At 70.1% G+C, this 26,929-nt stretch carries 20 protein-coding genes; 11 read left to right on the forward strand and 9 right to left on the reverse strand.

The window, feature by feature from the left end; genetic code table 11:
• Positions 1–19 precede the first annotated feature (19 nt).
• Both VGC13_RS10155 and VGC13_RS10160 read left to right on the forward strand, forming a co-directional pair.
• Positions 20–322: a type II toxin-antitoxin system HigB family toxin gene (locus VGC13_RS10155; protein ID WP_331125135.1), complete on the forward strand. Its 303-nt coding sequence runs from the start codon at positions 20–22 to the stop codon at positions 320–322.
• Between the two features lie 53 nt (positions 323–375).
• Complete coding sequence (locus tag VGC13_RS10160) at positions 376–756, forward strand: helix-turn-helix domain-containing protein (RefSeq protein WP_331125136.1); 381 nt, start codon at positions 376–378, stop codon at positions 754–756.
• A gap of 195 nt (positions 757–951) precedes the next feature.
• On the opposite strand, the gene VGC13_RS10165 is transcribed toward VGC13_RS10160, so the two are convergent.
• The 4 genes from VGC13_RS10165 to VGC13_RS10180 form a co-directional block, all read right to left on the reverse strand.
• Complete coding sequence (locus tag VGC13_RS10165) at positions 952–2,376, reverse strand: hypothetical protein (RefSeq protein ID WP_331125137.1); 1,425 nt, start codon at positions 2,374–2,376, stop codon at positions 952–954.
• 1,049 nt (positions 2,377–3,425) lie between these two features.
• The gene (locus VGC13_RS10170) at positions 3,426–4,826 is read right to left on the reverse strand and encodes a hypothetical protein (RefSeq protein WP_331125138.1); all 1,401 of its coding nucleotides are present in this window, start codon (positions 4,824–4,826) and stop codon (positions 3,426–3,428) included.
• A gap of 92 nt (positions 4,827–4,918) precedes the next feature.
• Positions 4,919–6,049 carry a winged helix DNA-binding domain-containing protein gene (locus tag VGC13_RS10175; RefSeq protein ID WP_331125139.1) on the reverse strand — a complete coding sequence of 377 codons (1,131 nt, stop codon included), beginning with the start codon at positions 6,047–6,049 and terminating at the stop codon, positions 4,919–4,921.
• An 89-nt stretch (positions 6,050–6,138) separates the two neighbouring features.
• Positions 6,139–6,567, reverse strand: coding sequence for a 6-carboxytetrahydropterin synthase (locus tag VGC13_RS10180; RefSeq protein ID WP_331125140.1), 429 nt, complete (start codon positions 6,565–6,567; stop codon positions 6,139–6,141).
• A 200-nt stretch (positions 6,568–6,767) separates the two neighbouring features.
• Between VGC13_RS10180 and VGC13_RS10185 the strand changes: the two genes are divergently transcribed.
• The 4 genes from VGC13_RS10185 (at position 6,768) to VGC13_RS10200 (ending at position 13,779) form a co-directional block, all read left to right on the forward strand.
• Entirely contained in the window at positions 6,768–7,265 is a 498-nt protein-coding gene (locus VGC13_RS10185; protein WP_331125141.1) for a response regulator, read from the forward strand.
• Between the two features lie 195 nt (positions 7,266–7,460).
• Positions 7,461–8,594: an EAL domain-containing protein gene (locus VGC13_RS10190; protein ID WP_331125142.1), complete on the forward strand. Its 1,134-nt coding sequence runs from the start codon at positions 7,461–7,463 to the stop codon at positions 8,592–8,594.
• Between the two features lie 567 nt (positions 8,595–9,161).
• The gene (locus VGC13_RS10195) at positions 9,162–12,314 is read left to right on the forward strand and encodes a SusC/RagA family TonB-linked outer membrane protein (RefSeq protein WP_331125143.1); all 3,153 of its coding nucleotides are present in this window, start codon (positions 9,162–9,164) and stop codon (positions 12,312–12,314) included.
• Between the two features lie 13 nt (positions 12,315–12,327).
• On the forward strand, positions 12,328–13,779 hold the full coding sequence (locus VGC13_RS10200; RefSeq protein ID WP_331125144.1) for a SusD/RagB family nutrient-binding outer membrane lipoprotein: 1,452 nt from the start codon (positions 12,328–12,330) through the stop codon (positions 13,777–13,779).
• 303 nt (positions 13,780–14,082) lie between these two features.
• On the opposite strand, the gene VGC13_RS10205 is transcribed toward VGC13_RS10200, so the two are convergent.
• Positions 14,083–15,732 carry a carbohydrate binding domain-containing protein gene (locus VGC13_RS10205; RefSeq protein ID WP_331125145.1) on the reverse strand — a complete coding sequence of 550 codons (1,650 nt, stop codon included), beginning with the start codon at positions 15,730–15,732 and terminating at the stop codon, positions 14,083–14,085.
• Between the two features lie 271 nt (positions 15,733–16,003).
• On the opposite strand from VGC13_RS10205, the gene VGC13_RS10210 reads away from it, so the two are divergent.
• Together VGC13_RS10210 and VGC13_RS10215 are read left to right on the forward strand one after the other, a co-directional pair.
• Positions 16,004–17,395 carry a PLP-dependent aminotransferase family protein gene (locus tag VGC13_RS10210; RefSeq protein WP_331125146.1) on the forward strand — a complete coding sequence of 464 codons (1,392 nt, stop codon included), beginning with the start codon at positions 16,004–16,006 and terminating at the stop codon, positions 17,393–17,395.
• Positions 17,396–17,436: 41 nt separating this feature from the next.
• Positions 17,437–19,737 (forward strand): S9 family peptidase, encoded by a 2,301-nt coding sequence (locus VGC13_RS10215; RefSeq protein ID WP_331125147.1) that lies wholly within the window; start codon positions 17,437–17,439, stop codon positions 19,735–19,737.
• Positions 19,738–19,938: 201 nt separating this feature from the next.
• Here the strand turns inward: VGC13_RS10215 and ahcY are convergent, their stop codons facing one another.
• Together ahcY and VGC13_RS10225 are read right to left on the reverse strand one after the other, a co-directional pair.
• Complete coding sequence (gene ahcY / locus VGC13_RS10220) at positions 19,939–21,426, reverse strand: adenosylhomocysteinase (RefSeq protein WP_331125148.1); 1,488 nt, start codon at positions 21,424–21,426, stop codon at positions 19,939–19,941.
• A gap of 453 nt (positions 21,427–21,879) precedes the next feature.
• Complete coding sequence (locus VGC13_RS10225) at positions 21,880–22,824, reverse strand: metalloregulator ArsR/SmtB family transcription factor (RefSeq protein WP_331125149.1); 945 nt, start codon at positions 22,822–22,824, stop codon at positions 21,880–21,882.
• 565 nt (positions 22,825–23,389) lie between these two features.
• Between VGC13_RS10225 and VGC13_RS10230 the strand changes: the two genes are divergently transcribed.
• The 3 genes from VGC13_RS10230 to VGC13_RS10240 all read left to right on the forward strand — a co-directional run bounded on the left by VGC13_RS10230 (position 23,390) and on the right by VGC13_RS10240 (position 24,835).
• Positions 23,390–23,797, forward strand: coding sequence for a hypothetical protein (locus tag VGC13_RS10230; RefSeq protein ID WP_331125150.1), 408 nt, complete (start codon positions 23,390–23,392; stop codon positions 23,795–23,797).
• A gap of 84 nt (positions 23,798–23,881) precedes the next feature.
• Positions 23,882–24,313: a hypothetical protein gene (locus VGC13_RS10235; protein WP_331125151.1), complete on the forward strand. Its 432-nt coding sequence runs from the start codon at positions 23,882–23,884 to the stop codon at positions 24,311–24,313.
• 6 nt (positions 24,314–24,319) lie between these two features.
• A complete protein-coding gene (locus VGC13_RS10240) occupies positions 24,320–24,835 on the forward strand; it encodes a hypothetical protein (RefSeq protein WP_331125152.1) in 516 nt (171 codons plus the stop codon).
• Positions 24,836–24,911: 76 nt separating this feature from the next.
• Here VGC13_RS10240 and VGC13_RS10245 read toward each other — a convergent pair whose 3' ends face one another.
• Both VGC13_RS10245 and VGC13_RS10250 read right to left on the reverse strand, forming a co-directional pair.
• Positions 24,912–25,364 (reverse strand): PCYCGC motif-containing (lipo)protein, encoded by a 453-nt coding sequence (locus VGC13_RS10245; RefSeq protein WP_331125153.1) that lies wholly within the window; start codon positions 25,362–25,364, stop codon positions 24,912–24,914.
• A 230-nt stretch (positions 25,365–25,594) separates the two neighbouring features.
• Entirely contained in the window at positions 25,595–26,758 is a 1,164-nt protein-coding gene (locus VGC13_RS10250; RefSeq protein WP_331125154.1) for a lipase family alpha/beta hydrolase, read from the reverse strand.
• Between the last annotated feature and the right edge of the window lie 171 nt (positions 26,759–26,929).

A 26,929-nucleotide genomic window follows, 5' to 3' on the forward strand; every position in this document is an offset into this window, starting at 1 on the left:
CTCTTCAGCCCGGTTTCCCATGCGAGTGATCTCACGCGCAAAGCTGGTGGAGTTCTGGGAAGTGCACGCGGATGCCGAACCGCCGCTTCGGGCGTGGTTCAGCATCATGAAAGAGACGCGCTTCGAGAACCCCCATCAGGTGAAGCAGGCATTCGGTTCGGTGGACTTCCTCGGCGGCCACACAACGGTGTTCGACGTCGGCGGAAACAAGTACCGGCTCGTCGTCGACATGCGGTACGACCTGGGAATGGGCCGGGTGTACGTGCGCCATGTACTGACACACGCGGAGTATGACCGGCTCTCGCGAGCGGGGCGGCTGTAGGCATGCGCAGTGAAGCCGCTGGCACTGCGATCCAGGAACACGAGGATGAGGCAATGACTGCCGTGCTGGATTTTACGAAGCCGCACGTCCTCCGCACTGAGGAGGAGTACAGCGAGGCCATTCGAATGCTGGACGAGCTTCTCGACAGCGATCCGCTGGCGGGAACGGAAGAGCACGACCTGCTAGAGTTTCTTTCCGTTCTGGTAGAGGCGTACGAGGCAGAGCACTACCCCGACGAGATGTTCTCCACCACGCCGCAGGACGTCGTCGACTTCGTGCTGGGGCAGAAGGGGATGCAGCGCGGCGACCTGGCGGAGATCATGGGCGGCAAGAGCCGGGTCTCCGAGTTCTTTGCGGGAAAGCGGGAGCTTTCGCGAACACAGATCCGCGCTCTGCGGGACCTGCTCGGCATTCCCGCCGACCTGCTGCTGTAAAACCAGATCTGGAAAAACAACACCTTTAGAGTACAGAGGAACAGAGTCAAACAGAGAAAGCGAGTGGAAGCATGATCTCGTTTCCTCTGTCTGACTCTGTTCCTCTGTACGATTATTCTTTTTCAGGATCTGGTATAACGGAAGAGAGCCGGCGGATGGGCATCCGCCGGCTCTCTTTACTGCACGGGGCTCCGACTACTCGTCGTCGGAGCCGCCGCGGGGCTCGACGCCGGCGCCGCGGAGGCAGGCGGGGGCATAGCCGGGCTCGGCGGCCTGGCACGACTGGCCGCGGCGCTCCGCTTCGGCCATCAGCGTGGCGATGGCCTCGCCGACGACGCGGTAGCAGTCGCCCTTGTGCGCGGCGCTCTCCACAGCGCGGCAGAAGCGCATTCCCTCGCCCGGGTCGGCGGCCAGGTTCACCAGGTTCTGCACCACGCCCAGCATGCACCACAGGTCGCCGCGGCCGCCGCCCAGCCCCTCGGCGCGGGCGCACAGCTCCAGCGAGCGGGCGTGGTTCTGCGACGCCAGCGCGGTGACGTCGCGCCCCAGGCTGAGGAAGCAGGTCTGCACCATCCCCGCCGGGGCGGTGTCGCAGGCGCGGGCCGTGGCCTGCACGTCGCCGCCGTTGAAGAACAGGATGGCCGAGCTCTGCATGGTGTAGCACGACTCCTGGTACTTCGACGCGACGACGTTGCACGGGTAGAGCGGATCGTTGCGGTTGAGCGCGACCCACTCGCCGTGCCGCATCGCCGGCGCGGCGTGGTCGTGCCCGGCATCCGCCGGCTGGCCGGCGTGCGGGTGGCCGGCATTTGCCGTGGCGGGCTGGCTGCCGCCGTGGACGGCGTGGGGATCCGCCGCGGCCGCCTGCGCGGCGTGTCCCGCATCCCCCGATGCGCCGTGCCCGCCCTGCGTGCCGGCGTGGCCCTCGGCCGTGTGGTGCGGGTGGGTGACGTGGACGATGTTCTCCATGAACACGCCGCCGTAGCAGCTTTCGCGGATGAACCCGTCCGACGCCAGGTCGCACCCCTCCAGCGACATGGGGACGTGGTTGTCGTGCACGGCCATCAGCCCGTGCCCCACGCCGTGCGCGCACTGGAAGAACAGGAAGGGGCTGGCGCGGTGCGGCTCGCACATGGCGTCCAGGTGGGCGGTGCCGGGGGTGATCCCCTGCCGCGCCAGGGCAAGGAAGTAGCCCTGGACCACGCCGTGGTAGCACCCGGACATCTGGGTGGGCGGGCAGGCGGAGAAGGTGGCCGCCAGCGTCTCGGGGGTGCGGTACGCGGCGATGCCCAGCCCGTGCGCCAGCGCGTGGGCGTTGAAGCGCACGTCGCTGTCCACGGCCACCAGCGTGTCCAGCACCTCCATGGTGCGGCCGATGCCCGCCTGGTCGATGAGCGCCACCAGGTTGCGCTCCACGCACGGCTGCCTGGAGGTGAACACGCGTCCGCACTCGCGCCGCACCCAGCGCGAGATCTCGCCCGCGGACGACTGCGCGGTCCACGCGGGCGCCGGGCCGGCGGACAGGCCGGGCGCGGGGCCGGTGGACGGGCCGGACGGCGTGCAGGCGGAAACCAGCAGCGCGCAGGCGGCCAGCGCCGCGCGAAGGGAGCGTCGGTGCACAGAAAACGTCATGGTACTTCAGCAACGGGTGAGACCGGGCCGTGGGCGGCCCTGGCCGGCTGCAAAACTGGTTCCGGGCGCGGCCGTCCGCAACCGCGCGGACGTGGATGGACGCGCCTGGGAGGGTGTTGCCAAACCTCCCGGCGTGATCGACTTCCTGAGGAAGGCGCCACCCCATGACTCGCTTGTAGACTGTACCCTGGCGCCGGCCGAAGGACCTCGCCAGCAGAACGACGGGGCGGGTCCCACGGGATGAAGCCGGCCCCGCCTCGCCGGAGAGCAGGTCCTTCGGTCGCGCGCAGGCGGTTGTGTGGAATCAGGTTACACGTGGTGCGCTCCCTCAGGAAGTCAGCGCTTCTTTGTGATTTTGGGGGTTTAGCAACACCCTCTCAGGAAGTCACCGCTTCGTTATGGATTTGAGGTTGGGCAACACCCTCTGAGGGCCTGAGTGGGTGTTCAGGAGTCAGCCCCCCCCCGGCCCCCCGGACTGTCACTCCGAGGGAGGGCCGCCCCGGCCTCTCTGCTACCTCGGTGCTGGCGCGCGACCGAGAATCTGTCTTCCGTTTTCCCGTGGCACGTTGCGACGCCCCGCACTGGCCCTGTCTGGCTGTTGCGCCGCCGCGGCGATTGCGCGAGCTGCCGCGTCCGGCCTCCAGCAAGCCGACGGTAGATTCCTCGGCCCTGCAACCTGCGGCGTGATCGTCGGACTGCAGCGTGGCCGGGCCTCGGAATGACAACTCGTGTTTCCCATTCAGCGAGGTATCTGCTTCCCTTCCTCGTGGCACGTTGCGGCGCCCCGGACTGGCCCTGTCTGGCTGTTGCGCCGCCGCGGCGATTGCGCGGGCTGCCGCGTCCGGCCTCCAGCGGGCCGACGCTAGATTCCTCGGCCCTGCAACCCGCGGTGTGATCGTCCGATTGCAGGGTGGCCGGGCTTCGGAATGACAACCGTGTTTTCCCATCCAGAAGGGCGTGCGGACCCGGAACGCGGCGAGCCGGCGGATTTCTCCGCCGGCTCGTTCTCATCCCCCTGCCCCGCCGTGGACGGGCGGCTACTCGCTCCCGCTCGCCTGCGGGTCCAGACCGGCGCCGCGGCGGCAGGCGGCGAGAAAGCGCGGATCGGCGGCGGCGCAGTGGCGGGCGCGCTCCTCCGGCCCCTGCCCCAGCGAATGGGTGAAATCGCCCACCACGCGGTAGCAGTCCTGCTTGACGTCGTCCCCCGGCACCGCGCCGCAGAAGCGGATGCCGTCGCGCGGGTCGGCGGACTGGTTGAGGAACGTCTCCACCAGCCCGCGCATGCACCACAGCACGCCCTGCGCCTCGGCGGCGGCGCTGGCGCGCCCGCACATCTCGATGGAGCGGGCGTGGTCCTGCCCGGAGTACGAGTTGACGTCGCGGCCCAGGCTCATGAAGCAGCGGGTGCGGAACGCCTCGGGCGCGCCGTCGCACGTCCGCGCCGTGGCGGCCACGTCGCCGCCGTTGAAGAACATCACCGCCGACGTCTGCATGGCGTAGCACGAGTCCCCGTATTTGGCGTCCACCACGTTGCACGGGTACAGGGGATCGTCCCGGTCCAGCGGCTTCCACTCGCCGTGCGCCATCACCTGCCCGCCGCCGTGCCCCGCGTGCGCGTCCGCCCCCCCGTGCGCCGCGTGGGCATCCGCCGAGGCGTCCGCGCCGCCGTGCGCCGCGTGGACATCCGCCGGGGCGTGCCCGCCGCCCTGCGTCTGCGCGTGGCCGCCGGCGGTGTGGTGCGGGTGCGTGAAGTTGACCACGTTCTCCATGAACGCGCCGCCGTAGCAGCTTTCGCGGATGAACTGGTTGCTGGCCAGGTCGCACGCCTGCAGCGCGCTGGGCAGGTGGTTCCCGTGCACGGCCATCAGCCCGTGCCCCATCCCGTGCCCGCACTGGAAAAAGATGAACTGCTGGCCGCGGTGCGGCTCGCACAGCCCGTCCAGCTCCGCCGTGCCGATGCTGCGCCCCTGCCCGCTGAGGTCCAGGAAGTAGCCCTGGACCACGCCGTGGTAGCACCCCGACATCTGCGACACGGGGCAGGAGGCGAAGGTGGCCGCCAGCGTGGCCGGTCCGCGGTAAGCCGAGATGCCCAGGCCGTGCGCCAGCGGGTGGGCGTCCCCGCGCACCTCGTCGTCCATCACCGCGAGCGTGTCGAGCACTTCCATGCTCTTGGAGACGCCGGCCTGGCCCAGCAGCGAAACCAGCGCGCGCTCGATGCAGACGGCCTTGCCCTCCGCCGCGCGCCGGCATCCCTGGCTCGCCCAGGCGGCGATCTCGGCCGCGGGCGACTGCGGCGTCCACTCGCGCGGCTCCAGGCGCGTGGCTGCCTCCGCCGGCGCGGGGCGGGCGGAGGACGCGGCGGGCGCGCAGGCGCCGGCCAGCGCCATCGCGCAGACGACGATGCCGCGCAGAAAGCGTCGGTGCGGGGAAAGCATCATGGTCCGTGTGGATTCCGGTTGATTCACGAGACGGCTCCGCGGAGCGCAAAAGTGGCGGATGGCGCCGCGATCCGCAACGCGCCGGACTCTCGCTACGCCGGCCGCTCGAAGCGCACGTCCCGGCGCTCCGCATCCGCCGCGGCAAAGGCAAGCAGGCGGGCGCCCTCGTCTTCCAGCGCGGCGCGGTCGGGGGCGGAGAGCGGCTCGAAGGGCTGGATGAGGAGCGTGGCGGCGCCGCGCTCGCGCTCCATCTTCCACATCCCCACCACGAAGCCGCCGACCAGGAGGGTGGGACGGATGATGCCGTTGACGGTGAACACCCGCTTGCGCCGCTCCTCGGTGATGACGCGCGCGCGGTCCGCGTGGGAAAGCAGCACGTTGTCGAACTCGGGGAGAAAGCGCACCGGCGCGGGCGTGTCCGCATCCGGCCGCGGCGCGTCGGGAAGGTCGAACAGCTCCGCGCCGCCCTCGTTGCGAAAGGTGCGCAGCTGGGGCCGCAGCCGGTCCAGCACCGGGCCCAGCCGCTTGAGGCCGGACCAGTGCTGCGCGTCGCGCGCCGTGGCGGGCCCAAAGGCGGCCAGGTAGCGCAGCACCATCGCCTCCACGGAGGGCTCCGCGTTTAGCGGGCGGCCCAGCCACGCCTCCGCCGTGGTGTGCGCGGCGGGCCCGCTCTCGCCCCAGAGGCCGCGGGGCGGCACCTGCACCAGCGGCACCAGGTTGCGCACCATGTTGCCCAGCGCGGAGGGATCCGCCTTGGGCCAGCGCTCCGCCAGCAGCGCGCCCAGCTCGTGGAACGTCCGCGGCGCCTCCTCCGCCAGCGCACGCCCGGCGACGGCGAGCGCGTCCAGGTCCACCCCCGGCAGCCCCTTGCCGTGGACCCCCGTCGCCCAGCCCTTGAGCGCCTCCGCCAGCACCGGACGCAGGGCCAGGCAGTCTCGCGCCGTTACAAGAAAGATGGTGGAGCGCATCAACGCGATGCGCACCGCCCGCCGGTCGCGGATCCGTTCCGCGAGATCCTCCAGGCGAAACCCGTCCAGCCGCGTCCACAGCCCAAGATACGGCGGATTGGGTGCCTGTGCCTGCATCCCCACCAGCCGCTCCAGCGCCTCGTCCACCGACGCGTCCGCGCGCCGCAGCAGCATCTGCCGCCCCAGCAGCGCCCGGTTCAGCGCCCGCGGAGAGAGGATGTCGGCGGAGTTGGCGGATGAGGAGCGTCGCGGCATCGAAAAGAGAGATCGTGCGAAAAGATGGACCGCCGACACACGTCACCGGCGGAAGAACGTTCCCGCTGTCCCCTGTACCCTGTCCCCTGTCACCTATCCCCTTCCCCCTCGTACTCCACGTAGAAATCCGCATTCTCGTGCAGCCGCAGCCGCACCAGCCGGGCGCCGCCCAGCCGCGGCTGAATGCGGCGCCACAGCAGCAGCAGGATGTTCTCGGTGGTGGGGATCAGCCCGCCGGGGGCGAACTCGGGGACCACGTAGTTGAGGTGCTGGTGGTCCAGCGGCTGCACCACCTCTTCGCGCAGCACGGCGTCCAGCAGTCCCAGGTCCACCGAAAAGCCGGTGACGGGGTCCACCTCGCCCTCGACCGTGGCCTCGAGCAGGTAGTCGTGCCCGTGGCCGTGCGGGTTGGCGCAGGGGCCGAACACCTGGCGGTTGTGCTCGTCGCTCCAGTCGGGGCTGTGGTAGCGGTGCGCGGCGCTGAACCGCACGCGGCGGGTAAGCTGCATCCGGGGCATGGGGCGTCCTGGTCCGGGATCGTTGGCGTGGCGGGGGATGATAACGCCGGCCGCGTCCGCGCCGCCAACCGTCCGTACACGGCGGGATTCCAAAGGAGCGCGGGTTGTCAGGGGCGGTGCGGCAGAACGGGCATGTGAATTGCTTTAGAGCCCCGCGGAATTCGAGTATTCCCGCCGCGGTTCCTCCACCACGCCAGCGCATGTCCGTTTCGCACCTGCCCGTAGAGGCACCCGCGCAGTTCTCGTTCGCCGACCGGCCCCGGCAGGCGCGGGTTCCGCGCATCTCGCCGGTGGTGCCGACGGAGGACGGGGAAGAGTCCGTGCGCGCGCCGCTGGTGCTGATTGCCGAGGACCACGAGGACAGCCGCGACGCCCTGCGCACGCTGCTGGACGCGTTCGGCTACCGGGTGGTGGAGGCGTCGAACGGGCGGCAGGCGGTGGAGCGGGCGCTGGCCGAGCGGCCGGACCTGATCCTGATGGACATGATGATGCCGCACGTGGACGGGTTCCAGGCCACCCGCGAGATCCGGGCGGCGGAAGGGCTGCGCGGCGTGCCCATCGTGGCGCTGACCGCCATGGAGGGCGCCCGCGAGCGCGTGCTGCAGGCCGGCTGCGACGACATGGTGCCCAAGCCGCTGGACGTGCGCGCGTTTCTGGACAAGGTGCGCGTGTGGACGCAGCCCGGACGCGTGGTCTAGAGGACGGCAGTACCGAGTGCCGGAGTACCGAGTGCCCAGTACCGAGTGCCCAGTGCCCGGAAGTCGACGGGGGCTGGGCACGATTGTTTCCGGGCACAGGTCATCCGCTCCCGGCCGCTCAAACGAGGATCGATTCGGACGTCACGCCGTCCACAAGGCGGCAATCCGCACTACATCTGGCTTTACGCTTTTCTGATGACGCTTTCATCGACGGACCATTCGCTTCCCTGTGAATGCAGGACCGACGCGCGCAGCCTGGTGGTCATGGCGCCGGGGCTGGAGCGCTACCCCGAGCTGCGGGGGCTGACCCCCGGCGAGGACTGGGTGGTGCACCCCGCGCTGGGCGCCGTGCGCGTGGAGGTGGGAAGCGGGTCGCGCTGGTCGGGGGTGGCCGAGGTCGCGGCCTTTTTGCGCACGGAGCTGGACGCGGAGCGCTTCGGCGCGCTGCGGGCGGCGTGGGCGCAGCGCGGCGCGCCGCTCGAGGAGCAGCTGGTGACGCTGCTGCACGCCGAGCGGCTGGCGGACATGGTGCAGGTGGACAGCTCGCAGCTCACGGCCATGCTGGCGGAGCGGCGGGTGGAGACCTGGTACCAGCCCATCTTCTGGGCCGGCACGCTGGAGCTGTGGGGATACGAGTGCCTGATGCGCGGCCGCGCCGTGGACGGGTCGCTGGTGAGCCCGGCCACGCTGCTGGAGTGGGCGCGCCAGGAGCACCTGGCCTTTCTGCTGGACCGGCACGTCCGCGAGATGCACCTGCGCAACGCGGGCGCCGCGGGGCTGGGGCCGCCGCACCACCTGCTGATCAACTTTCTTCCCACCGCCATCTACCGCCCGGAGTTCTGCCTGCGCACCACCGTGCGCGCCGTGGCCGAGAGCGGGCTCGAGCCGGACCACGTGGTGTTCGAGGTGGTGGAGACGGAGCACGTGCCCCGCCGCGAGCACCTGCGCGACCTGCTGGCGTTCTACCGCAACACCGGCTTCAAGGTGGCCCTGGACGACGTGGGAAGCGGATTCTCGGGGCTGTCCCTGCTGGCGGACCTGAACCCGGACCTCATCAAGATCGACCGCGAGCTGGTGTCGCGCTCGGTGGAGGGGGGCCTGCACCGCGACGTCTGCGAATCGCTGGCGCGCCTGGGCCAGCAGAACGGGCAGATGGTGCTGGCTGAGGGGGTGGAGACGGAGGCGGAGTGGCGGGTGATGACGGAGCTGGGCGTGAACCTGCTGCAGGGCTACCTCTTCGGCCGCCCCGATCCCGTCCCCGCGCGCGAGGCGCGGGTCCGGGCGGTGGAGCGCACGCCCATGCGCACACCGCTCGCCTCGCGAGCGTAGATCCGGATCCTGAAAAAGAATGATCGTACAGAGGAACAGAGTCAGACAGAGGAAGCGAGCTGAAAGATCATCCTCGCTCCTCTGTCTGACTCTGTTCCTCTGTACCCATCGAGGTGTTGTTTTCCCCGGAGGCGGCGGTAGAAGTCCAAGTGCGCAATGGACCGCGGGATGCGGTATGAGGTTCCCTCGAGGTGGAGATTGTTTGCTTCCGCACCTCCTCTCGCGGCAGAAAGCGGGACGGCGCCCACGCCGGGCCGCGGGGGAAAGAATTCGGTATATCGGGCGCGGCGGCAAGGCGGGACGAGCGGCGGGCGGGGATTGCGACGATCGCTCTTGCCGGGGCCGCGGGAGCGCTGTAAACTGCGCCCACTCCAAGTTTTTTTCCGCGCGGTGCGGCACCTTCGTCTTCTCTTTGTCCTGCTGAACACGTCCGAGCCGTTCCGCGCGGCACCCCGTAGGCACGGGACCGGGGCGCAGAACCCTCTGCAAGCCTTTGGCGCCCATCCGTCCGGCGACCACCGTCCGCCGTTCGTCGTCCCGGCCCGAACCCATCCCAAGGAGCACGCGATGCGCAAACTCGGTTGGCTGCTCGCGTTCCTGGCCCTGCTCACCGCGGCCGCACGGCCCGCGGCGGCGCAGGGGTCGGGAACCATCCAGGGCACGGTGAGCGATGCCCAGAACCGGAGCCCGCTGGCGGGCGTGCGGGTGAGCGTCGACGGCACCACGCTGGGCGACGTGACCGGCGCGGACGGCCGGTACGAGCTGCGGAACGTACCCGCCGGCACCCGCACCGTGCGGGCGCAGCGGCTGGGCTACACCACGCAGCAGGAGCAGGTGTCGGTGCAGGCCGGCGGCACGGCCACGGCGAACTTTTCGCTGGGCGCGGCCGGGGTGATGCTGGACGAGCTGGTGGTGACGGCGCTGGGCATTACCCGCGAGCGCCGCGAGATCAGCACCTCGGTGCAGGAGGTGAGCGGCCCGGCGCTGGCCCAGGGCGGCGAGACCAACCTGGTGACGGCGCTTTCGGGCAAGGTGTCGGGCGTCACCATCACCAACAGCAACGTGCCGGGCGGCAGCTCGCGCATCGTCATTCGCGGCGCCAACTCGCTCACCAGCAACAACCAGCCGCTGTTCGTGCTGGACGGCGTGCCGGTCAGCAACTCGGCGCCGGGATACAACCCGGGGACCTGCGCCGGGTGCACGGGCTACAACGCCATCGACTACGGCAACATCATCCAGGACCTGAACCCCAACGACATCGAGTCCATCACGGTGCTCAAGGGGCCCAACGCGGCGGCGCTGTACGGCTCGCGCGCGGCCAACGGCGCCATCATCATCACCACCAAGAGCGGGCGCGGCCAGGAAGCCAGCGTAAGCGCCAGCAGCCTGGTGACCTTCGAGACGCCGCTGCGCCTGCCCCGCTACCAGAACAAGTACGGGCAGGGCTTCAACGGCCAGTACTCGTACGTGGACGGCCGGGGCGAGGGGACGTTCGACGACACGGACGAGAGCTGGGGCCCGCGGCTGGACGCGGGGCTCATGATCCCCCAGTTCAACAGCAACGGCCAGCCGGCGCCGTGGGTCTCGCACCCCGACAACGTGCGCAACTTCTTCGAGACGGGGCGCACGGCCAACACCAGCGCGTCGTTCGCCGGAAGCCGCGACGGGATGAACGTGCGGCTGTCGCTGGCGCACCTGGACCAGGAGGGGATGATCCCCGGCTTCGGGCTGCGGCGCACCACGGCGGGGCTCAACGGCTCCAGCCGGCTGGGGCGGCGGCTGAACGCCGACGCGTCGGTGCAGTACATCAACAGCGACGCCGAGAACCGCCCCGCCCAGGGGTACGGCGAAGACAACGTGATGTGGCAGTTCATGTGGTTCGGCCGCCAGGTGGACACCAACGTCCTGCGCAGCCGCCTCCGCAACGAGGACGGGTCGCAGTTCAACTGGAACAACGCCTGGAACAACAACCCGTACTGGACCACGCTGGTCAACGGCAACGGCGACACCCGCGACCGGGTGATCGGCAGCGCCAGCCTGCGCTACGAGTTCACCCCGTGGCTGACGGGCCAGGTGCGCTCCGGCAGCGACTGGTACGAGGAAAACCGCGTTCGCACCTACCAGGCGGGCACCATTGGCCGCAGCGGGTCGGGCGCGTACGGGGAGACGACGATCTTCGAGCAGGAGACCAACAGCGACTTCCTGTTCACGGCCAACCTGCCGGCCCGCGGCGACTTCGACTTCGGGGCCAACTTCGGCGGCAACCGCCGCGACAACACCGGCCGGGTGAAGGGCGTGTTCGTGGACTCGCTGGTGGTGCCGGGGCTGTTCAACATGGACAACCGGGCGGTGGACCCCACCCTCTCCGACCGCCGCAGCCGCCAGCGGGTGAACAGCCTGTACGGCTCGGCCCAGGTGGGATGGCGCGAGACCCTGTTCATCGAGGCCACCGGCCGCAACGACTGGTCGTCGACCCTGCCGGCGGGGAACCGCTCGTACTTCTACCCGTCGGTCGCGGGCAACCTGATCTTCACCCAGCTGGCCGACGTGCCGTTCCTTACGTACGGCAAGCTGCGGGCGGCGTGGTCGGAGGTGGGCAACGACACCGATCCGTACAACCTGATCGACCCGTACGTCACGGACGAGTTCTTCAACAACAACCCGCGCCTCACCGGCAGCAACCGGCTGCGCAACCCCTTCCTGAAGCCCGAGCGCACGCGCTCGTGGGAGGTGGGCGCGGAGCTGCGCGGGCCCGAGGACCGGCTGGGGCTTGAGGTCACCTACTACGACAAGGTGACCCGCAACCAGATCGTCCCGGTGCAGGTGACACCCCTGACGGGCGTGACCGAGCGCATGCTGAACGCGGGGCAGATCAGCAACCGCGGCGTGGAGCTGCTGCTGACGACCACCCCCCTGCGGCTGGCCAACGGGCTGGAGTGGGAGGTGAACGCCAACTACACCCGCAACCGCAGCAACGTCGACGAGCTGTACGAGGGGCTGAACTCGCTGACCATCGGCTCGTACTACACGGTGAGCGTGCAGGCGCGGCCGGGCGACCCGTACGGCGTGATGTACGGCCGCAAGTACGTGCGCGACAGCCAGGGGCGCATCGTGGTGAGCGCCACCAGCGGCCTGCCGCTGGCCAACGGCCCCATCGAGCGGCTGGGCAAGTACGACCCCGACTGGACGGGCGGGCTGAGCAGCCGCCTTTCGTACCGCGGCGCCTCGCTGAGCGCGTCGCTGGACGGGCGCTTCGGCGGCAACATCTTTTCGCTGACCAACGTGTACGGCCGCCGCTCGGGCGTGCTGTACGAGACGCTGCAGGGGCGCGAGACGGCGCACGCCCTGGCCGACGGCGGCGGGATGATCGTGGAGGGGGTGAAGGTGGTGGCCGGCGACACGGTGCCCAACGACATCCGGGTGACGGCGCAGGCGTACCACAAGAGCCTTACCAACATCAGCGAGCAGTGGGTGTACGACGCCACCTTCGTGAAGCTGCGCGAGGTGCGCCTGGGCTACGACGTTCCCGCCGGGTTCACCCGCCGCATGGGCGTCAGCGGGCTGAGCGTGGCGCTGGTGGGCCGCAACCTCAGGCTGTGGACGGACGTTCCCCACATCGACCCCGAAACCGCGTTCAACGCCAGCAACGTGCAGGGCTTCGAGTACGGGCAGCTGCCCTCGGCGCGAAGCATCGGGTTCAACATTTCCGTAACGCCCTGAGGAGGACAACCCGATGAACCATCTTCGCATTGTTGGCCGCGCGGCGCTGGTCGCCGCGCTGGCGTCGGGGGCCGCCGCGTGCGAGAGCGGCCTTACGGAGCTGAACCAGAACCCCAACCAGCCCGAGGTGGCCGCGGCCGAGTACCTGTTCACCAACGCCGTCGAGGCGGCGGTGGGCCGCACCACGGGCGAGGCGCTGAACATGGACCTGACCGGCCTGTTCGTGCAGCACTACGCCGAAAGCCGGTTCAGCGAGCAGGACCGCTACGAGATCAGCGACGGCAACTCGCAGACGCACTGGACGGGCTTTTATGCGGGGCCGCTGCAGGACCTTACCGAGGTGGTCGAGAAGGGGCGCGCCGAGAACCGCCCCAACGTGCAGGCCATGGGGATGATCATGCGCGCCTGGACCTTCCAGGTGGTGACGGACCTGTGGGGCGACGTGGGCTACTCCGAGGCGCTGCGCATTCGCCAGCCCGGCGCCGGCAACGCCGTGGTGTACGACCCGCAGCAGGCCATCTACGCCGGCATGCAGCAGGAGCTGCGCGACGCGGCGGCGCTGCTCACCCCCACGGGGGCGCGGATGGGCGCGGCCGACATCCTGTACGGGGGCGACCCGGAGAAGTGGCGCCGCTTCGCCAACTCGCTGCGGCTGCGGATGGCCATGCGCCTTTCGGACGCGTCGCCCGCCGCGGCGGCGGCCGAGTTCGCCGACGCGCTGGCGGACGGGGTGTTCACCAGCAACGCGCACAGCGCGGTGCTGTGGTACCTGGCCAACGGCACCAACGGGCACCCCATCTACGAGTACGAGAACATCCCGCGCATCGACCACGCCATCAGCAGCACCATGGTGGACTCGCTGTCGCGCCTGAACGACCCGCGGCTGCGCTTTTACGCCAAGCCCACCAGCGCGGGCACCTACCGGGGCGAGCTGCCGGGCGACACGCGCGACCAGCCGCTCAACTCCATCTCGCGCATCGGCGAGTGGTTTGCGCGGGCCGACGCGCCGTCGTACGTGATGACCTACGCCGAGGTGCTGTTCCTGCAGGCCGAGGCGGCGGAGCGCGGCTGGATCACCGGCGACCCGGCGGCGCTGTACCGGGCGGCCATCCGGGCGCACATGACGCAGTTCAACATCGGCGGCGACGCGTTCAACGACATCGCGGCCGACTCCATCAACGCGTACCTGGCGCAGCCGCGGGTGCAGTACGCGGGGCTGCAGAGCATTGCGCTGCAGAAGTGGATCGCGCTGTACGGCAACGGCCCCGAGGCCTTTGCCGAGTGGCGCCGCCTGGACGGCCCGGCGCTCACGCCCGGCCGCGACGCGCTGAACGAGCGGCGCATCCCGGTGCGGCTTCCCTACCCCGTCAGCGAGCAGTCGCTGAACGGCGCCAACCTCACGGCCGCCGTGACCCGGCAGGGCGGGGCGTCGCTGAACCACCGGGTGTGGTGGGACCGCGACTGATCCCGTTCGCCGGGTGACGCACGAGGAGGGGCAGCCTGCATCGCGGGCTGCCCCTTCGCGTTTCCGCGGCGCTCCCGTCAGCGCGGGCTTTTCCACAAAAAGCGGGGGTACAGAGGAACAGACAAAAGCCAGAGGAACAGAGGACAACCAATCTTCCTCTGCTCCTCTGGCTGTTCTCTGTCCCTCTGTACTTTCGCGGTTCTTCTGGGGACCCGGTATGAAGATGAAAGGATGGGGGAACGGCGCGAGAGATCATCCCGCGCCGTTCCACGCCTCACGCCGATGTGCCCGCGTGCGGGTCCCTCACGTCGTCCAGGGCCGGTCCTGCGTGAGCCGGAACTGGTCCAGGCGGAACCAGCGGGTGCTGGTCTGGGGGGAGATGCTGATCCCCCACACCGAGGTCAGCGTGAGCCCGTCGTTGGGCGTGGCCGCGTGCGGCTGCCAGCTTCCGCGCGCGAACGCGCTCCACGGCACGTCGATGTAGCGCCACCCCACGAAGTTGTCGCGGAAGTTGTACACCCAGCGCTCCGCGGTATCGATCCCCTGCAGCGCCGGATCGGTGCTGGCGTTGTCCTGCAGCTCCACCTTCACCACCACGCCCGCCCCGCCGTTCAGGTCGCGGCCGTTGCCGTAGTACCAGAAGCCGATCCCCTCCGTGGCGCCGATCCCCGTGCGCGTCTTCCAGTTCTGCGCCGCGGAGTACCAGCGCCCCACCCCGCCGTAGCTTCCGGAGCCGATGGAGTAGTTCACCTGCAGCCCCAGCCCTTCGTCCACGGCGGTGCCCAGGTACGCCTGGGACGCGGCGGGCACGGAGCGCGTAAGGGTGGAGCCGGTCCCCTGGTAGGTGCTCCAGCGCAGCGTGGCGTCCTGGTCGAAGTTGTCCAGCACCTCGTGGCCGCTGCTGACGGAGACGACGGCGTTCTGGAAAAGGATGGTGTAGTGGCGCGCGCGGTCCAGGTAGCAGGCGGCTTCGCGCTCCTTGGCCACATCGTCGCGCTCCTCGGGCGGCGAGAGGCAGGGGCCGGTGGTGGCCAGGGTCCGCAGGCGCTGCGCCCAGCCGCTGCCGTACTGGATGAGCTGCTTCTCGACCCACGGGTAGCCGCGGTTGTAGCTGGCGGCCACCAGGTCGAACATCTCGCCGTCGGTGGGCGCGCGGCCGTAGATGCGCGCCGCCAGCGCCGCGTACGACGTGTCCGCCGGGTACGCCGCGTTCCGGCTTCCCGAGTCGCGCCACCACGAGTGGTTGCCGTTGCCCCACGGCACCTTGTGGGTGCCCTTCCACAGGTTTTCCAGGTGCTTCAGGTGGTACACCATGGCCCGCGTGGTCTTGAGCGGGTCGCTGAAGTACCACTGCGCCAGCCCCGCCGAGTCCGTGGGCGCGGCCGGGGAGCGGGAGTACCCGTTGATGGCGGCGGAGTCGGGGTGCACCTGCCGCTTCATCCACTGGAAGGCAGGGTGGTTGTCGATGTGCTCGATGAGACCCTGGTCGGAGGTGGGCCCCATCTGCGCGTAGCCGTAGGTGAACCCGCCGGGCTCGAAGGTGTGCGGGTTCAGGCCGCTTTCGATCACCAGCAGCGCCGCGACGAAGTTGGGGTTCAGGTTCAGCCGCGTGTCCAGCGCCCACGCCTTGAGCGAGTCGTCGACCACGCCGTCGTAGAACGCGTTGTACATCGGCCACTCGTCGTCGTCGATGCGCAGGTACGCCTTGATGGAGTCCGCGTTCACCCGCTCGGCCGTGGTAAACGAGCGCCGCGGCGCCCAGCCCAGCGAGCGTGAGCCGTTGGCGTACAGCCGCGGCTCGGGGTCCGGCGCCACGCTCCCCGAAAAACGCGGGCCGGCACCGGGCTCCTGCACCGGCGCGGCGATCTGTGGGTCGGTGATGCCGCGGTCGTCGCAGGCCGCGAGCAGGGCGGCCGCGAGGACCGCATGGGCGAAGGCACGGCGGGTCGGCATGATGGCCTCCTGCATGGAGATAGAGCTTCCGGAGCGCTCCGCCGCCCGGAGCGCGGGCCGCCGCGCAGGAGCAACCAACGTGCCATTCAAGTGAAATCATGACAACCATTTACGCCGCTATCCGTAGCTACGCCAGGCATCGTCTCACGGGGTCGCAAACGAGGGACTGCGCCTTCCGCGTGCAGCGAAGAGGCACTCACTTGCGCACCTACAATTGTCATAGTACAATTGTGAAAGCCTATCGATACAAACGTCGTGATCCCTGCATCCCATGAGCCACGCACCCTGGAGCCCCGTCCTGACCGCCGGTGAGGGGCCGCTCTACCTGGCGATCGTAGACGAGCTGGCGAACGCGATCAGCACGGGTGCGCTCTCGCCCGGCGAGCGGCTGCCGACGCAGCGGGAGCTGGCGCGCCGGGTCGGCGCTTCGCTCGGCACCGTGACGCGGGCGTACGACGAGGCGGAGCGGCGCGGCCTGGTGGAGGGCCAGGTGGGGCGCGGAACCTTTGTCCGCGACCTTACGGACCTGGACTCGTACTCGCCCATGGTGGACCGGGACCGCATCGACCTGGGCCCCACCGCGGTCCCCATGCATCCCGGCGACCCCGGGCACCGTGCCCTGGGCGCCGCGCTCGCCGACCTGGGATCGCGCGCCGACCTGGTCGCGCTCAGCGGGTACCAGCACGCCGGCGGGACCCTGCCCCAGCGCAGCGCCGGCGCGCGATGGCTCGCGCTCCACGGCGTGGACGTACCCGCGGAGGAGGTCACGCTCTGCGGCGGTGCACAGCACGGCACCGCGCTCCTCCTTGCGCAGCTGGCCGGGCCGGAGGGGGTGCTGGTGGAGGAGCTCACCTACCCCGGATTGATCGCGGCGGCGCGATGGCTGCGCATCCCCGTCCACCCGGTCTCCCTCGACGCGCAAGGGCTGGTGCCGGAGGCGCTCGCGCGGGCGGCGCACGAGACCGGCGCCCGCGTCCTGTACTGCACGCCCACGCACCACAACCCCACGGCCACGGTAACTCCGCTCGCCCGCCGCGACGCCATTGCGGCGGTCTGCCGCGAGTACGGCATCACCATCATCGAGAACGGCGCGCTGGCCCCGCTGGTGCCCGGCGCGCCTCCTCCGCTGGCGGCGCTCGCGCCCGAGCGGACCTGCTACGTCAGCACCCTTTCCAAGGCTACCGTCCCGGCGCTCCGGATCGGCTACGTCCATACCCCGCCCTCCGTCTGCGCGCCGCTCGACGTCGGGGTGGCCGCGACGGTCTGGTCCGTGTCGCCGCTGATGGCCGAGGTCGCGACCCGGTGGATCGAGCAGGGCACGGCCGAATCGATCCTCGCCTGGCGCCTGGCGGAGGCGCGGGCGCGGGAGGCGCGGGCGGCGCAGGTGCTCCGGCCGCACGGCTACCAGCCGCGGGAGGGGGCGTACTTCGCCTGGCTTCCCCTTCCCGACCACCTGCCGGCGCTGGAGGTGGTGGCCGAAGCCGCTTCGCGCGGCGTGCTCATCGGCCCGGCGCACCTGTTCGCCGCGCGTCCCGGAAACGTCCCCAACGCGGTCCGCCTTTCACTGGCCGCGCCCCCGTCCCGCGAAAAGCTGGAGCGCGGCCTTGCCGTCGTCACGGAGATCCTGCGCAGCGGAATCACGCGCGCCGGCCCGGTGATGTAGCCGCGCGATCCGCTCTCCTCCCTCTTGCACCCGGTGACCCCATGCGACTCCTCTCCACGATCCGCCCAGGGGCGAAGGCTCTTCTCGCGCTGCTGCTGGCGGCGAGCACCCGGTCCTGGGCGCAGCAGCCGGCGTCCTCTCCCGCTCCCGTGGAGCCTCCGCCCCCCGGAGCGGGGTTCGAGGCGCGGCTCGCGTACGCCCAGGCCGTGGCCGCGCCCTGGCGCTTCATCCAGGATGGCGGCATGCAGCGCCCCCGCACCGGCTACGCCGTCTCCCCGGGCGAGCTGGGCGCTCCCGAGTGGTTCCGCGACGGAGCACGCATCGTCCGCTGGTCCACCTCCGGACCCCACGCGGGGACCTTCGTCATCGTGGACGCACGCGCGCGCACCCAGGACCCGGTGCTGCCGGGCGCCGACCTCCGGGCGCAGCTGGTGAGCCTGCTGGGGCGTGAGATCGAGCTCCCCGGCCCGGGCGGGGGGATCAACTTCGCGCTGCGGCCGGACCAGGAGGGGGTGTACTTCCGGCTGGGCGGGCGCCCCTTCTCGCTGGGCTTCGCCGACCGCCGCGTGGCCGCGGCCGACTCCACGGATCCGGCGGTGATGGCCCTGAGGCTCGGCAGGCTTTCGCCCGATCGGCGGCGGGTGGCGTTCGCGCGGGGGGGAGGATGGGTCGTCTCCGGGCCGGAGGGGACGATCGCCGAGCGCGCGGGGGAAAAGGACTACGAGTGGATGCTTCCGGAGCAGGCCTGGTCGCCCGACTCCCGGTTCCTCCTGGCGCTGCGCGTGGACCAGCGCGGCGTGCACCGCATCCCCATCGTCGACTACCGCACGCCCGTCGAGTCCGTCACGACCGCGCCCTACAGCAAGGTGGGAATGCCGCTCGCCCGCACCGAGGCGTACCTGGTGGAGGCGGCCACCGGAGAGGTGAGGCAGCTTCCCGCGCTGGAGGAGGGGTACTCCAACGCGGTAGGGTGGCGGCCGGACGGGAGCGAGGCGCTCCTCCTCCACCGCTCGCGCGACGGCAAGGTGCTGGAGCTGAGGGCGTTCAGCCCCGCGACCGGGGCGATGCGGACGGTGCTGCGGGAGGAGAACCGCGCGACCTTCGTCGCGGACCTGAACTTCGACGACGCCGGCTGGCGCAGCCAGCTCACGCCGCTTCCGGACGGCTTTCTCTGGGCGTCCGAGCGCGACGGCTGGCGCAACCTCTATCTCTACGGGTGGGATGGCCGGCTCGTGCGGCAGGTGACCCGCGGACGGCTGGTGGTGCACGAGGTGCCGCGCGCCACGCCGCGGGAGGTGTTCTTCGTGGCTTCCGAGGACGGCGATTCGCCCTACGACCGGCACCTGTACCGCGCGCCGCTGGCCGGCGGGGCGGCCCGGCGGCTGACGGAAGCGCCGGGTGTCCACGGCGCCAGCGTCTCCCCCACGGGCGCCTGGTTCGCCGACGTGCATTCCTCCCGCGAGCGCGCGCCCGCGTCCGAGCTGGCCGCGGCCGGCGGGGAACGCCGCTTCACCTACCTGCAGGCGGACGCGGGCGCGCTGCTCCGGACCGGGTACCGGCCGCCGGAAGGGTTCACGGCCCTGGCGGACGATGGGGCGACCCGCATCCACGGCGTCGTCTTCAAGCCCTACGACTTCGACCCGTCGCGGCGCTACCCGGTGATCAACTTCATCTACGGAGGGCCGTTCCTGGCGGTGGTCCCCTGGGGATACGCGGGGTGCTTCTGTACCCCGGGAAGCGGGATGGATGACGAGGCCAACGCGATGGCGCAGCTGGGCTACGTGGTGGTGATGGTCGACGCGCGGGGCACGCCGGGGCGGGGCAAGGCGTTCCACGACGCGACGTACGGGCGGATCGGCGCCACGGAGATCCGCGACCAGGCCGCCGCCATCCGCCAGGCGGCCGCGACCCGCCCCTGGATGGACCTGGGCCGGGTGGGGATCTACGGCGCCTCGTGGGGCGGGTACTACGCGCTGCGGGCAATGCTCACCGCCCCCGAGTTCTACCGCGCCGGGTACGCGTTCGCGCCCGGCTCGCCCTGGGAGGAAGCGGTGATCAACGAGCCCAACCTGGGGCTTCCGGGCGCCGACTCCACGGTGTACGCGCGGGCCGAGAACGAGCCGCTGGCCGCCAACCTGCGCGGCGCGCTGCGGATTGCCCACGGCACCAGCGACGTCAGTGCCCCGCTCTCCGCCACCATGCGCATGGCCGACGCGCTGATCCGCGCCAACCGCCACTTCGAGATGCTCATGCTCCCCGGCCAGGGCCACAACCTCGAGCGCTCGTACGCCGAATACCTGCTCGAAGACACCATGCGGTTCTTCGAAGCCCACCTCCGCTGAGCCGGATCCTGAAAAAGAATGATCGTACAGAGGAACAGAGTCAGACAGAGAAAGCGAGCTGAAACATCATCGTGATTCCTCTGTCTGACTCTGTTCCTCTGTACCCCAAAAGGTGTTGTTTTACTGGATTCGGGATGAAACGCACGGAGGCGCGGGGACAATCCCCGCGCCTCCGTTCGTACCCTCGTACCGCCGTATCGACTAGTACCGGTAGTGGTCGGGCTTGTAGGGGCCTTCCACCGGCACGCCGATGTACTCGGCCTGCTTGGGCGACAGCTGGGTGAGCTTGACGCCCAGCTTGTCCAGGTGCAGGCGCGCCACCTTCTCGTCCAGCTTCTTGGGGAGCACGTACACCTTGCGCTCGTACTGCTCGTTGTTGGTGTGCAGCTCGATCTGGGCCATCACCTGGTTGGTGAACGAGGCCGACATCACGAACGACGGGTGGCCCGTGGCGCAGCCCAGGTTCAGCAGGCGCCCCTCGGCCAGGACCATCACGCTGTGGCCGTCGGGGAACACGAACTCGTCGTACTGCGGCTTGATGTTGATCCGCTCGATCCCCTGCTTCTTGAGACCGGCCATGTCGATCTCGTTGTCGAAGTGGCCGATGTTGCCCACGATGGCCTTGTCCTTCATCCGGGCCATGTGGTCGGTGGTGATGATGTCCTTGTTGCCGGTGGCGGTGATGAAGATGTCCGCCGTCGACACCACCTCGTCCAGCGTGGTCACCTGGTACCCTTCCATCGCGGCCTGCAGGGCGCAGATGGGGTCGATCTCGGTGATGATGATGCGCGCGCCCTGGCCCTTGAGCGCCTGCGCGCACCCCTTGCCCACGTCGCCGTAGCCGCAGATGACGGCCACCTTGCCGGCCAGCATCACGTCGCTCGCGCGCAGGATGCCGTCGGTAAGGGAGTGGCGGCAGCCGTACAGGTTGTCGAACTTGCTCTTGGTAACGCTGTCGTTGACGTTGATCGCGGGGAACAGCAGCGTCCCGGCGTTCATCATCTCGTACAGGCGGTGCACGCCGGTCGTCGTCTCTTCGCTCACGCCGCGGATGTCGGCGGCGATGCGCGTCCAGCGGCCCGGCGCCTGGGCGATGGTGCTGCGCAGGGTGTCGAGGATGATCCCCCACTCCTCGGCGTCGTTCTCGGCGTCGAAGGCGGGGATGACGCCCGTCTTCTCGTACTCCACGCCCTTGTGCACCAGCAGGGTGGCGTCGCCGCCGTCGTCCAGCAGCAGGTTGGGGCCGCTGCCGTCGGGCCAGATGAGCGCCTGCTCGGTGCACCACCAGTACTCCTCCAGCGTCTCGCCCTTCCAGGCGAACACCGGCACGCCCTGCGGATCGTCCACGGTGCCGTGCTTGCCCACGGCCACGGCGGCGGCGGCGTGGTCCTGCGTGCTGAAGATGTTGCACGAAACCCAGCGCACGTCGGCGCCCAGCTCCACCAGCGTCTCGATGAGCACGGCGGTCTGCACGGTCATGTGCAGCGAGCCCATGATCTTGGCGCCGGCAAGGGGATACCGGCCCTTGTACTCGTCACGAAGGGCCATCAGGCCGGGCATCTCGTGCTCGGCAAGGCGGATCTCCTTGCGGCCGAACTCGGCCAGGGAAAGGTCGCGCACCTTGAAGGGCTCGCGGCCCGCCTCGGCGGCGGCGGCGAACGGGTGGGTCAGCTCGGCGACTGCGGACATGTCGACTCCAGGGAATAGGGAACAGGGAATAGGGAATAGCCGGCACCGGCGCCGGCGCCGGCGCGTGTGGACTCTCGGTCGATCGAACACGGCCCGTGGACAGGCACGGTACGGGCGAATGAATTCGCTGCAACGAGCACACGAAGTCCGCCTTCGCGGACTGGCCGCATGCGGTGCGCAAACCGGCGGACCGTGCGCGCCTCGGAGGTGGGCCCCTCCCCCGGCCCCTCCCCGCTCGTTCCTCGCGGAGAGGGGAGAATTCGATCGCTCCAGACGCGTTGTCTCGCGTCACCCTCCCCCGCGCAGTTTGCGGGGGAGGGCTGGGGTGGGGGGCCGCCCACCATCCCGCGCCACACCCGCCGCAGCGCACCGCGTCCGGTGCCCTTTATCCCCTCTCCCGGTTGCGGGAGAGGGTGCGGCTCTCAGGCCGCGGGTGAGGGCCTCCGCCTTCCGCTACATCCGCCGCGCGCTGGCGGCGAACAGGCCGGGGCCCTTGGCGGCGGGGTCAGGGGGCAGGGGGACGTAGCGAAACGCGCCCAGCCCGGCCTCCGCCATCCACCCCTCCATCCGCGCGGCCTCGAAGCCCTGCCACACGTGGCCCATGGCCTGGCGGTACTCCTCGCGGTCGTGCGGCATCATGTCGACGATCAGCAGCCGACCGCCGGGGCGCAGCGCCCGCGCGGCCTGGGCCAGCGCCTCGCCCGGCTCGGCCACGTAGTGCAGCACCAGGAACGCCACCGCCGCGTCCAGCTCGCCGTCGGCGATGGGGAGCGCTTCCAGCTCGCCCTCGCGCGTCTCCACGTTGTCGCACCCCTCCAGCCGCGCGCGGGCCGCCTCCAGCATGGCCGGCGAGCTGTCGACGGCGATCACGCGGCGGACGAACGGGGCCAGCGACTGCGCGATCTGCCCCGTGCCGCACCCCAGGTCGCCCACGGTCCACGCTTCGTCCATCAGCCCCAGCAGGCCGACCAGGTCCGCGCGGCGGCCAAACAGCTCGGCGCGAAGCCGGTCCCACTCGCCCGCGGCGCTGCTGAAGAACTCGCGGGACCGCGTGGAGCGCTGCGCCAGCACCGTCCGCAGCCGCTCGGCGTCCTGCGCCGTCCCCGGCAGCGCCGCCACCTCGGTGCGCACCAGCTGCCAGAGCTGCCGCGCGCCGGCGTCCATGCGGTCGGCGGGCATCCGGTAGCGGCGGCTGGTGCCCTCGGCCCGCGCGCTCACCCACCCCTCGTCGCCCAGCAGCTTCAGGTGGCGGCTTACGGTGGATTGCGGAAGCTGCAGCACCTGGCACAGCTCGCCCACCGTCAGCTCGTGCCGCTCCAGCAGAAGCAGCAGCCGGCTGCGGGTCGCGTCGGCCAGGGCCGACATGCGGTCGAAGATCGCGGGGGCGGAGGCGCTCATTTATCCGTTCATCCGGCTGGAAAGATAAAGCACGTCGGATGCGGGGGCAAGGGTGCGGCTTTCATCTGCCTGGATGAGCGGTGTGAGCGGAGTGCCGACGGATCTGAATGCAGGGGATCGCCGGTTGCGGACGGGCAGGTGCTTGGGACGCCCTGATGGCCGGGCCGCCGAGTCCGCGAAGGCGGACTTTGCGATCTTCCAGCGGCGAATTCATTCGCTCAGCGGGCGGACGGCACGTTAGGGATTGGAATCGCAACGGGCATCATTCGCTCCGCGGCGGGCGGCACGTGCCCAATCCGGAATCGTGCCACATTCCGGCGGCCGCGGCATCGGTATGGGCAACATCCTCACGCCGCCGGGCCGCCACGGGCTGAAGCCCGCGGCTGGAAAGGCCATAAGCCCCGCCCTGCGCTCGCGGAGCTCGCCCGGCGGGGCTTCAACTTCACGCGCACGGGGCCGGCTCCAGAAACATTCTTCTGGCGTCTTTCACGGAATGCGATCAACTTCTCCGTCGTTCGTCGGCGTCTCCGACCCGGATCATCTCATGGCAAAGCCGCGCGCCACGATGCGAAAGGCATTCGCGTACACCCTCTTCTTCTTTGCCTTTCTGTTCACGCTCGCCTGGATGGGCGGAGGATACGACGCCGGGATGTGGCTGTTCTCGGCCCTGGTGTTCGGCGGCGTGGGGTGGGCGATCCTGCGCGGGACCCGGCGCGACGCGGAGGAGAACGAGGGGGCGGAAAAGGTCCACCGCCAGCTGGCGGTCCTCAAGCTGGCCGAAGCGGAGGACGGCCAGCTGACGGTGACGGAGGTCGCCGCCCGGCTGGGCTGGACGCTGGACGTGGCGCAGGAGACCATGCGGTCGCTGGAAGACGGAAAGCGTGTGACCACCACCATCACGGACGACGGGATCATGCTGTACGATTTTCCCGAGCTCATCCACGACCCCGGCCGCCGCACGCGCCTGCCCTGAGGCCGCCCGCTACGATCCTCTGGCGCGGACCGCATGCTCCGACCAACTTGCTTCCGCCGCGGCCGCATCCCCGTAATCCGCCTCTTGATGACACCCGTCCACGCAGCGCTCCTGCGAACCGTCGCCGGCATCCTGTTCTTCATCGCGTTCCTCTTCGGGCTCGCCTCGCTGAATGGGCGCTCCGAAGCCGGGTGGCTGGCGTTCTTCGGGATTGCGTCGGGCGGCGTGGGGCTGGCGATCCGGTGGCTGGTGAAGCGCGGCGCACGAAAGAACGCGGAGGCGGCAAGGGTCCAGCGGCAGCTGGCCGTGCTGAAGCTGGCGGAGGCGGAGGACGGCCGGTTGACCGTGACGGAGGTCGCCGCGAAGCTCGGCTGGACGCTCAGGACCGCGCAGGGCGTGCTGCGCGCGCTGGAAGACGGCGTGCGCGTCACCACCACCACCACCGATGACGGGATCATGGTGTACGACTTTCCCGAGCTGATCTACGACCCCGGCCGGCGCGCGCGCGTTCGCTGATCGATCATGGATCCTGTCACGAGCCCGCTGGCGGCGGTTCTCCGCGTCATCAAGGCGGTGGCCGCGTGCGTTCTGCTCGCCGTCGCGTCGCTGGCGATCATCCCGCTGGTGAACCAGCACAGCGACTGGCCCTTTGCGGCCTACGTCGGCCTGTGGTCCGCGGTGGTGGGATGGTCGCTGCTGTGGGGTGTGCGCAAGGAGATGGAGCGGATGGACCGCGCCGTGGCCGCCGAGCACGAGATCGCGGTGCTGCGGCTGGCGCTCGCGCAGGGCGGGCGCCTGACCGCCGCGCAGGTCGCCAGGCCGCTGGGATGGGCGGAGGACGCCACGCTCGCCACGCTGCGCTCCATGGAGCACAGCCGGTGGATCACCTCCACGGTGACGGACGAAGGCGTGCTTCTCTTCGAGTTCCCCGAGCTGCTCTACGATCCCGCCCGGCTCCCCCGCCCCGCCGGGAAGCCCGCCGAGCCCGCGGCGCTGCACCCGGCCCCGGCCGCGTCCGGGAAAGACGCCGCGCGCTGATCCGCGGGACAACGCGAACGGGCGGCGGAGATTCGTCTCCGCCGCCCCTCCCGTTTCACCAGATCCCGCTGATCGGCTAGCCGCCGTACGCCTCGTCGATGGCGTCGCGGATCTCGGCCAGCGACTTGCCGGCTTTGTGCATCTCGTACGCCTTGCGCGCCTCGCCCAGGCAGATGCCGCAGGTGCTGGCCATCCGGTTCTCGAAGCACTCCAGCAGCGACCGCAGCTCGTCGCGCGCGTGGCAGTCGCAGTGGCAGTACAGCCCGTCCAGCAGGCCGGGGATCTGCGCGGCCATCGTGTACACCTCGCGCCCCCGCTCCGTCACGGAATCTGCCGGCAGCACCCGCGCCCCCGAGATCCCCGCCCGCGGCGTGGGGTGCGTCCCCTCCTTCACCGCCGCCCGCGCATGTGGATGATGCGCGTGGTCCTGCGCCCGCGCGGCGCCGGGAACCAGCGCGCACAGCAGCAGCGCGATGAGCAGAACCGGCGTGCGGGCAACTCCGCGCAGCGCGGAAGACAGGATCGGCATTACACTTCGGAGGATCGGGTGAAGCGTGGATGATAACGCCGCGTGCGCGTTTCGCCCACTCCCCGCGGATCATCCATCGCGCGGCGGTGCGTTGTAGTCGTCCACGGCGCGGAGGTTCCCGGCAATCGGGGTTCCGCGCACCCGTGCCCCTGGTTGAGACACCGGAACAGAAAACAAAAAGGTGGGGCGGGGCTCGGGAGCCCCGCCCCACCTTACGGACGGCTGCCGGATCAGGCCACGCCTGCCTCGGCCGGTGCCTCGGCCGGTGCGGTGGCCGGGACCTCGATCCCCGTGAAGTGGACCACCGGCGCCGTAACGCCCATCCACTGCGCGACCGTCCTGAGGACGTCCAGGTTCGAGGCAAGCTGCAGGTGGTTTACGCCACCCGGCGGGCTGTAGATCTGCTCGACCGCGCGCCCCTGGAATGAGGCGCTCCACTTCGGGACCACGGCGTCCCCCTGCATGTCGTCCACTTCCGTGAGCGTGCCATGCGCGTCGTAGGTGAACGACTCGCAGGTCTCGAAGAGCGTCGACAGCCCGTACACGCAGTAGTACGGGGGCAGCGCCCCCCCGCCCGTGTAGTCGAGCCCCGCCAGGAACTCGCCGGCCCGATTGATCTTCGCCTCGTCGAGCCCCTTCTCCTTGAGCGCGGCCCAGGCGGCCGTGTTCCTGAATGCGGGGTCGAAGATGCTGTACGCCTCGGGCCCCACGATGAACTTTCGCTGCACCGGGGGGAGCAGTTCGTACGCGGAGACGGAGAAAGACTCGTTCACGAAGTCCTGCACCAGGCGGTTGTACGGGGCCAGGAACTCCGTCGTGATGGTTCCGTTGATGCCGGCCACGGCCAGCGGGGCCCCCAGGTGCGGCGTTCCGAGCGTGATCAGCGCGCGCACCCTGCCGTACCACGCGTCCTTCTGGTACGCGGGGTTCTCCAGGTACGCACGAGAGACCAGCCCGCCCATGCTGTGGCCCACCAGGAACACCTCGTATTCGCCGCCGCCGTACAGCTGGTGCAGGCGCGACAGCAGCGTCCGCAGGTTCTCGGCGGTCCCGCTGTTGTCCTGCCGCCAGTCATAGGCGAACCCCACCAGCAGCTTCTGCAGCGGCTCCGCGGGCAGATCCGGGTTGTTGACGCTGAACAGGACCGAGGTGAACCCCGCCGCCTCGAAATAGTCGCGAAACCCGCGGTACCCCAGGTCGAAGACGGTGATGGGAAGCGCCCACGGGATCGGCTCCCCAGGCGTGAGCGACGGGTCCTCCAGCATCCTGAGCGCCTCAGGCTCGTTGGCCACGGCGGTGCGAGCAACCTTCAGCGGCCAGGTGGAAAGGATGTCGTCGTGGTGCGAGAGGCTGGTGCCGGCGATACCCGGCAACAGTACAACGATTGTGTTCATGTGATCTCCGGAGGGTTGACGTGCGGAAGAACAACGAGGCGAGGCGCGTGGCTTTGCACCGGCAAGAAAAACTGCTTCCGGAACCGGTAGCAAACGATAATCAGATGTTTCCAATTCCGCAATACATGTCTTTAAAGATACGATCTATCACGTTCATTCACCGCCCTGCCT

The sequence above is a fragment of the Longimicrobium sp. genome, assembly GCF_036399255.1.
Taxonomy (GTDB): Bacteria; Gemmatimonadota; Gemmatimonadetes; order Longimicrobiales; family Longimicrobiaceae; genus Longimicrobium.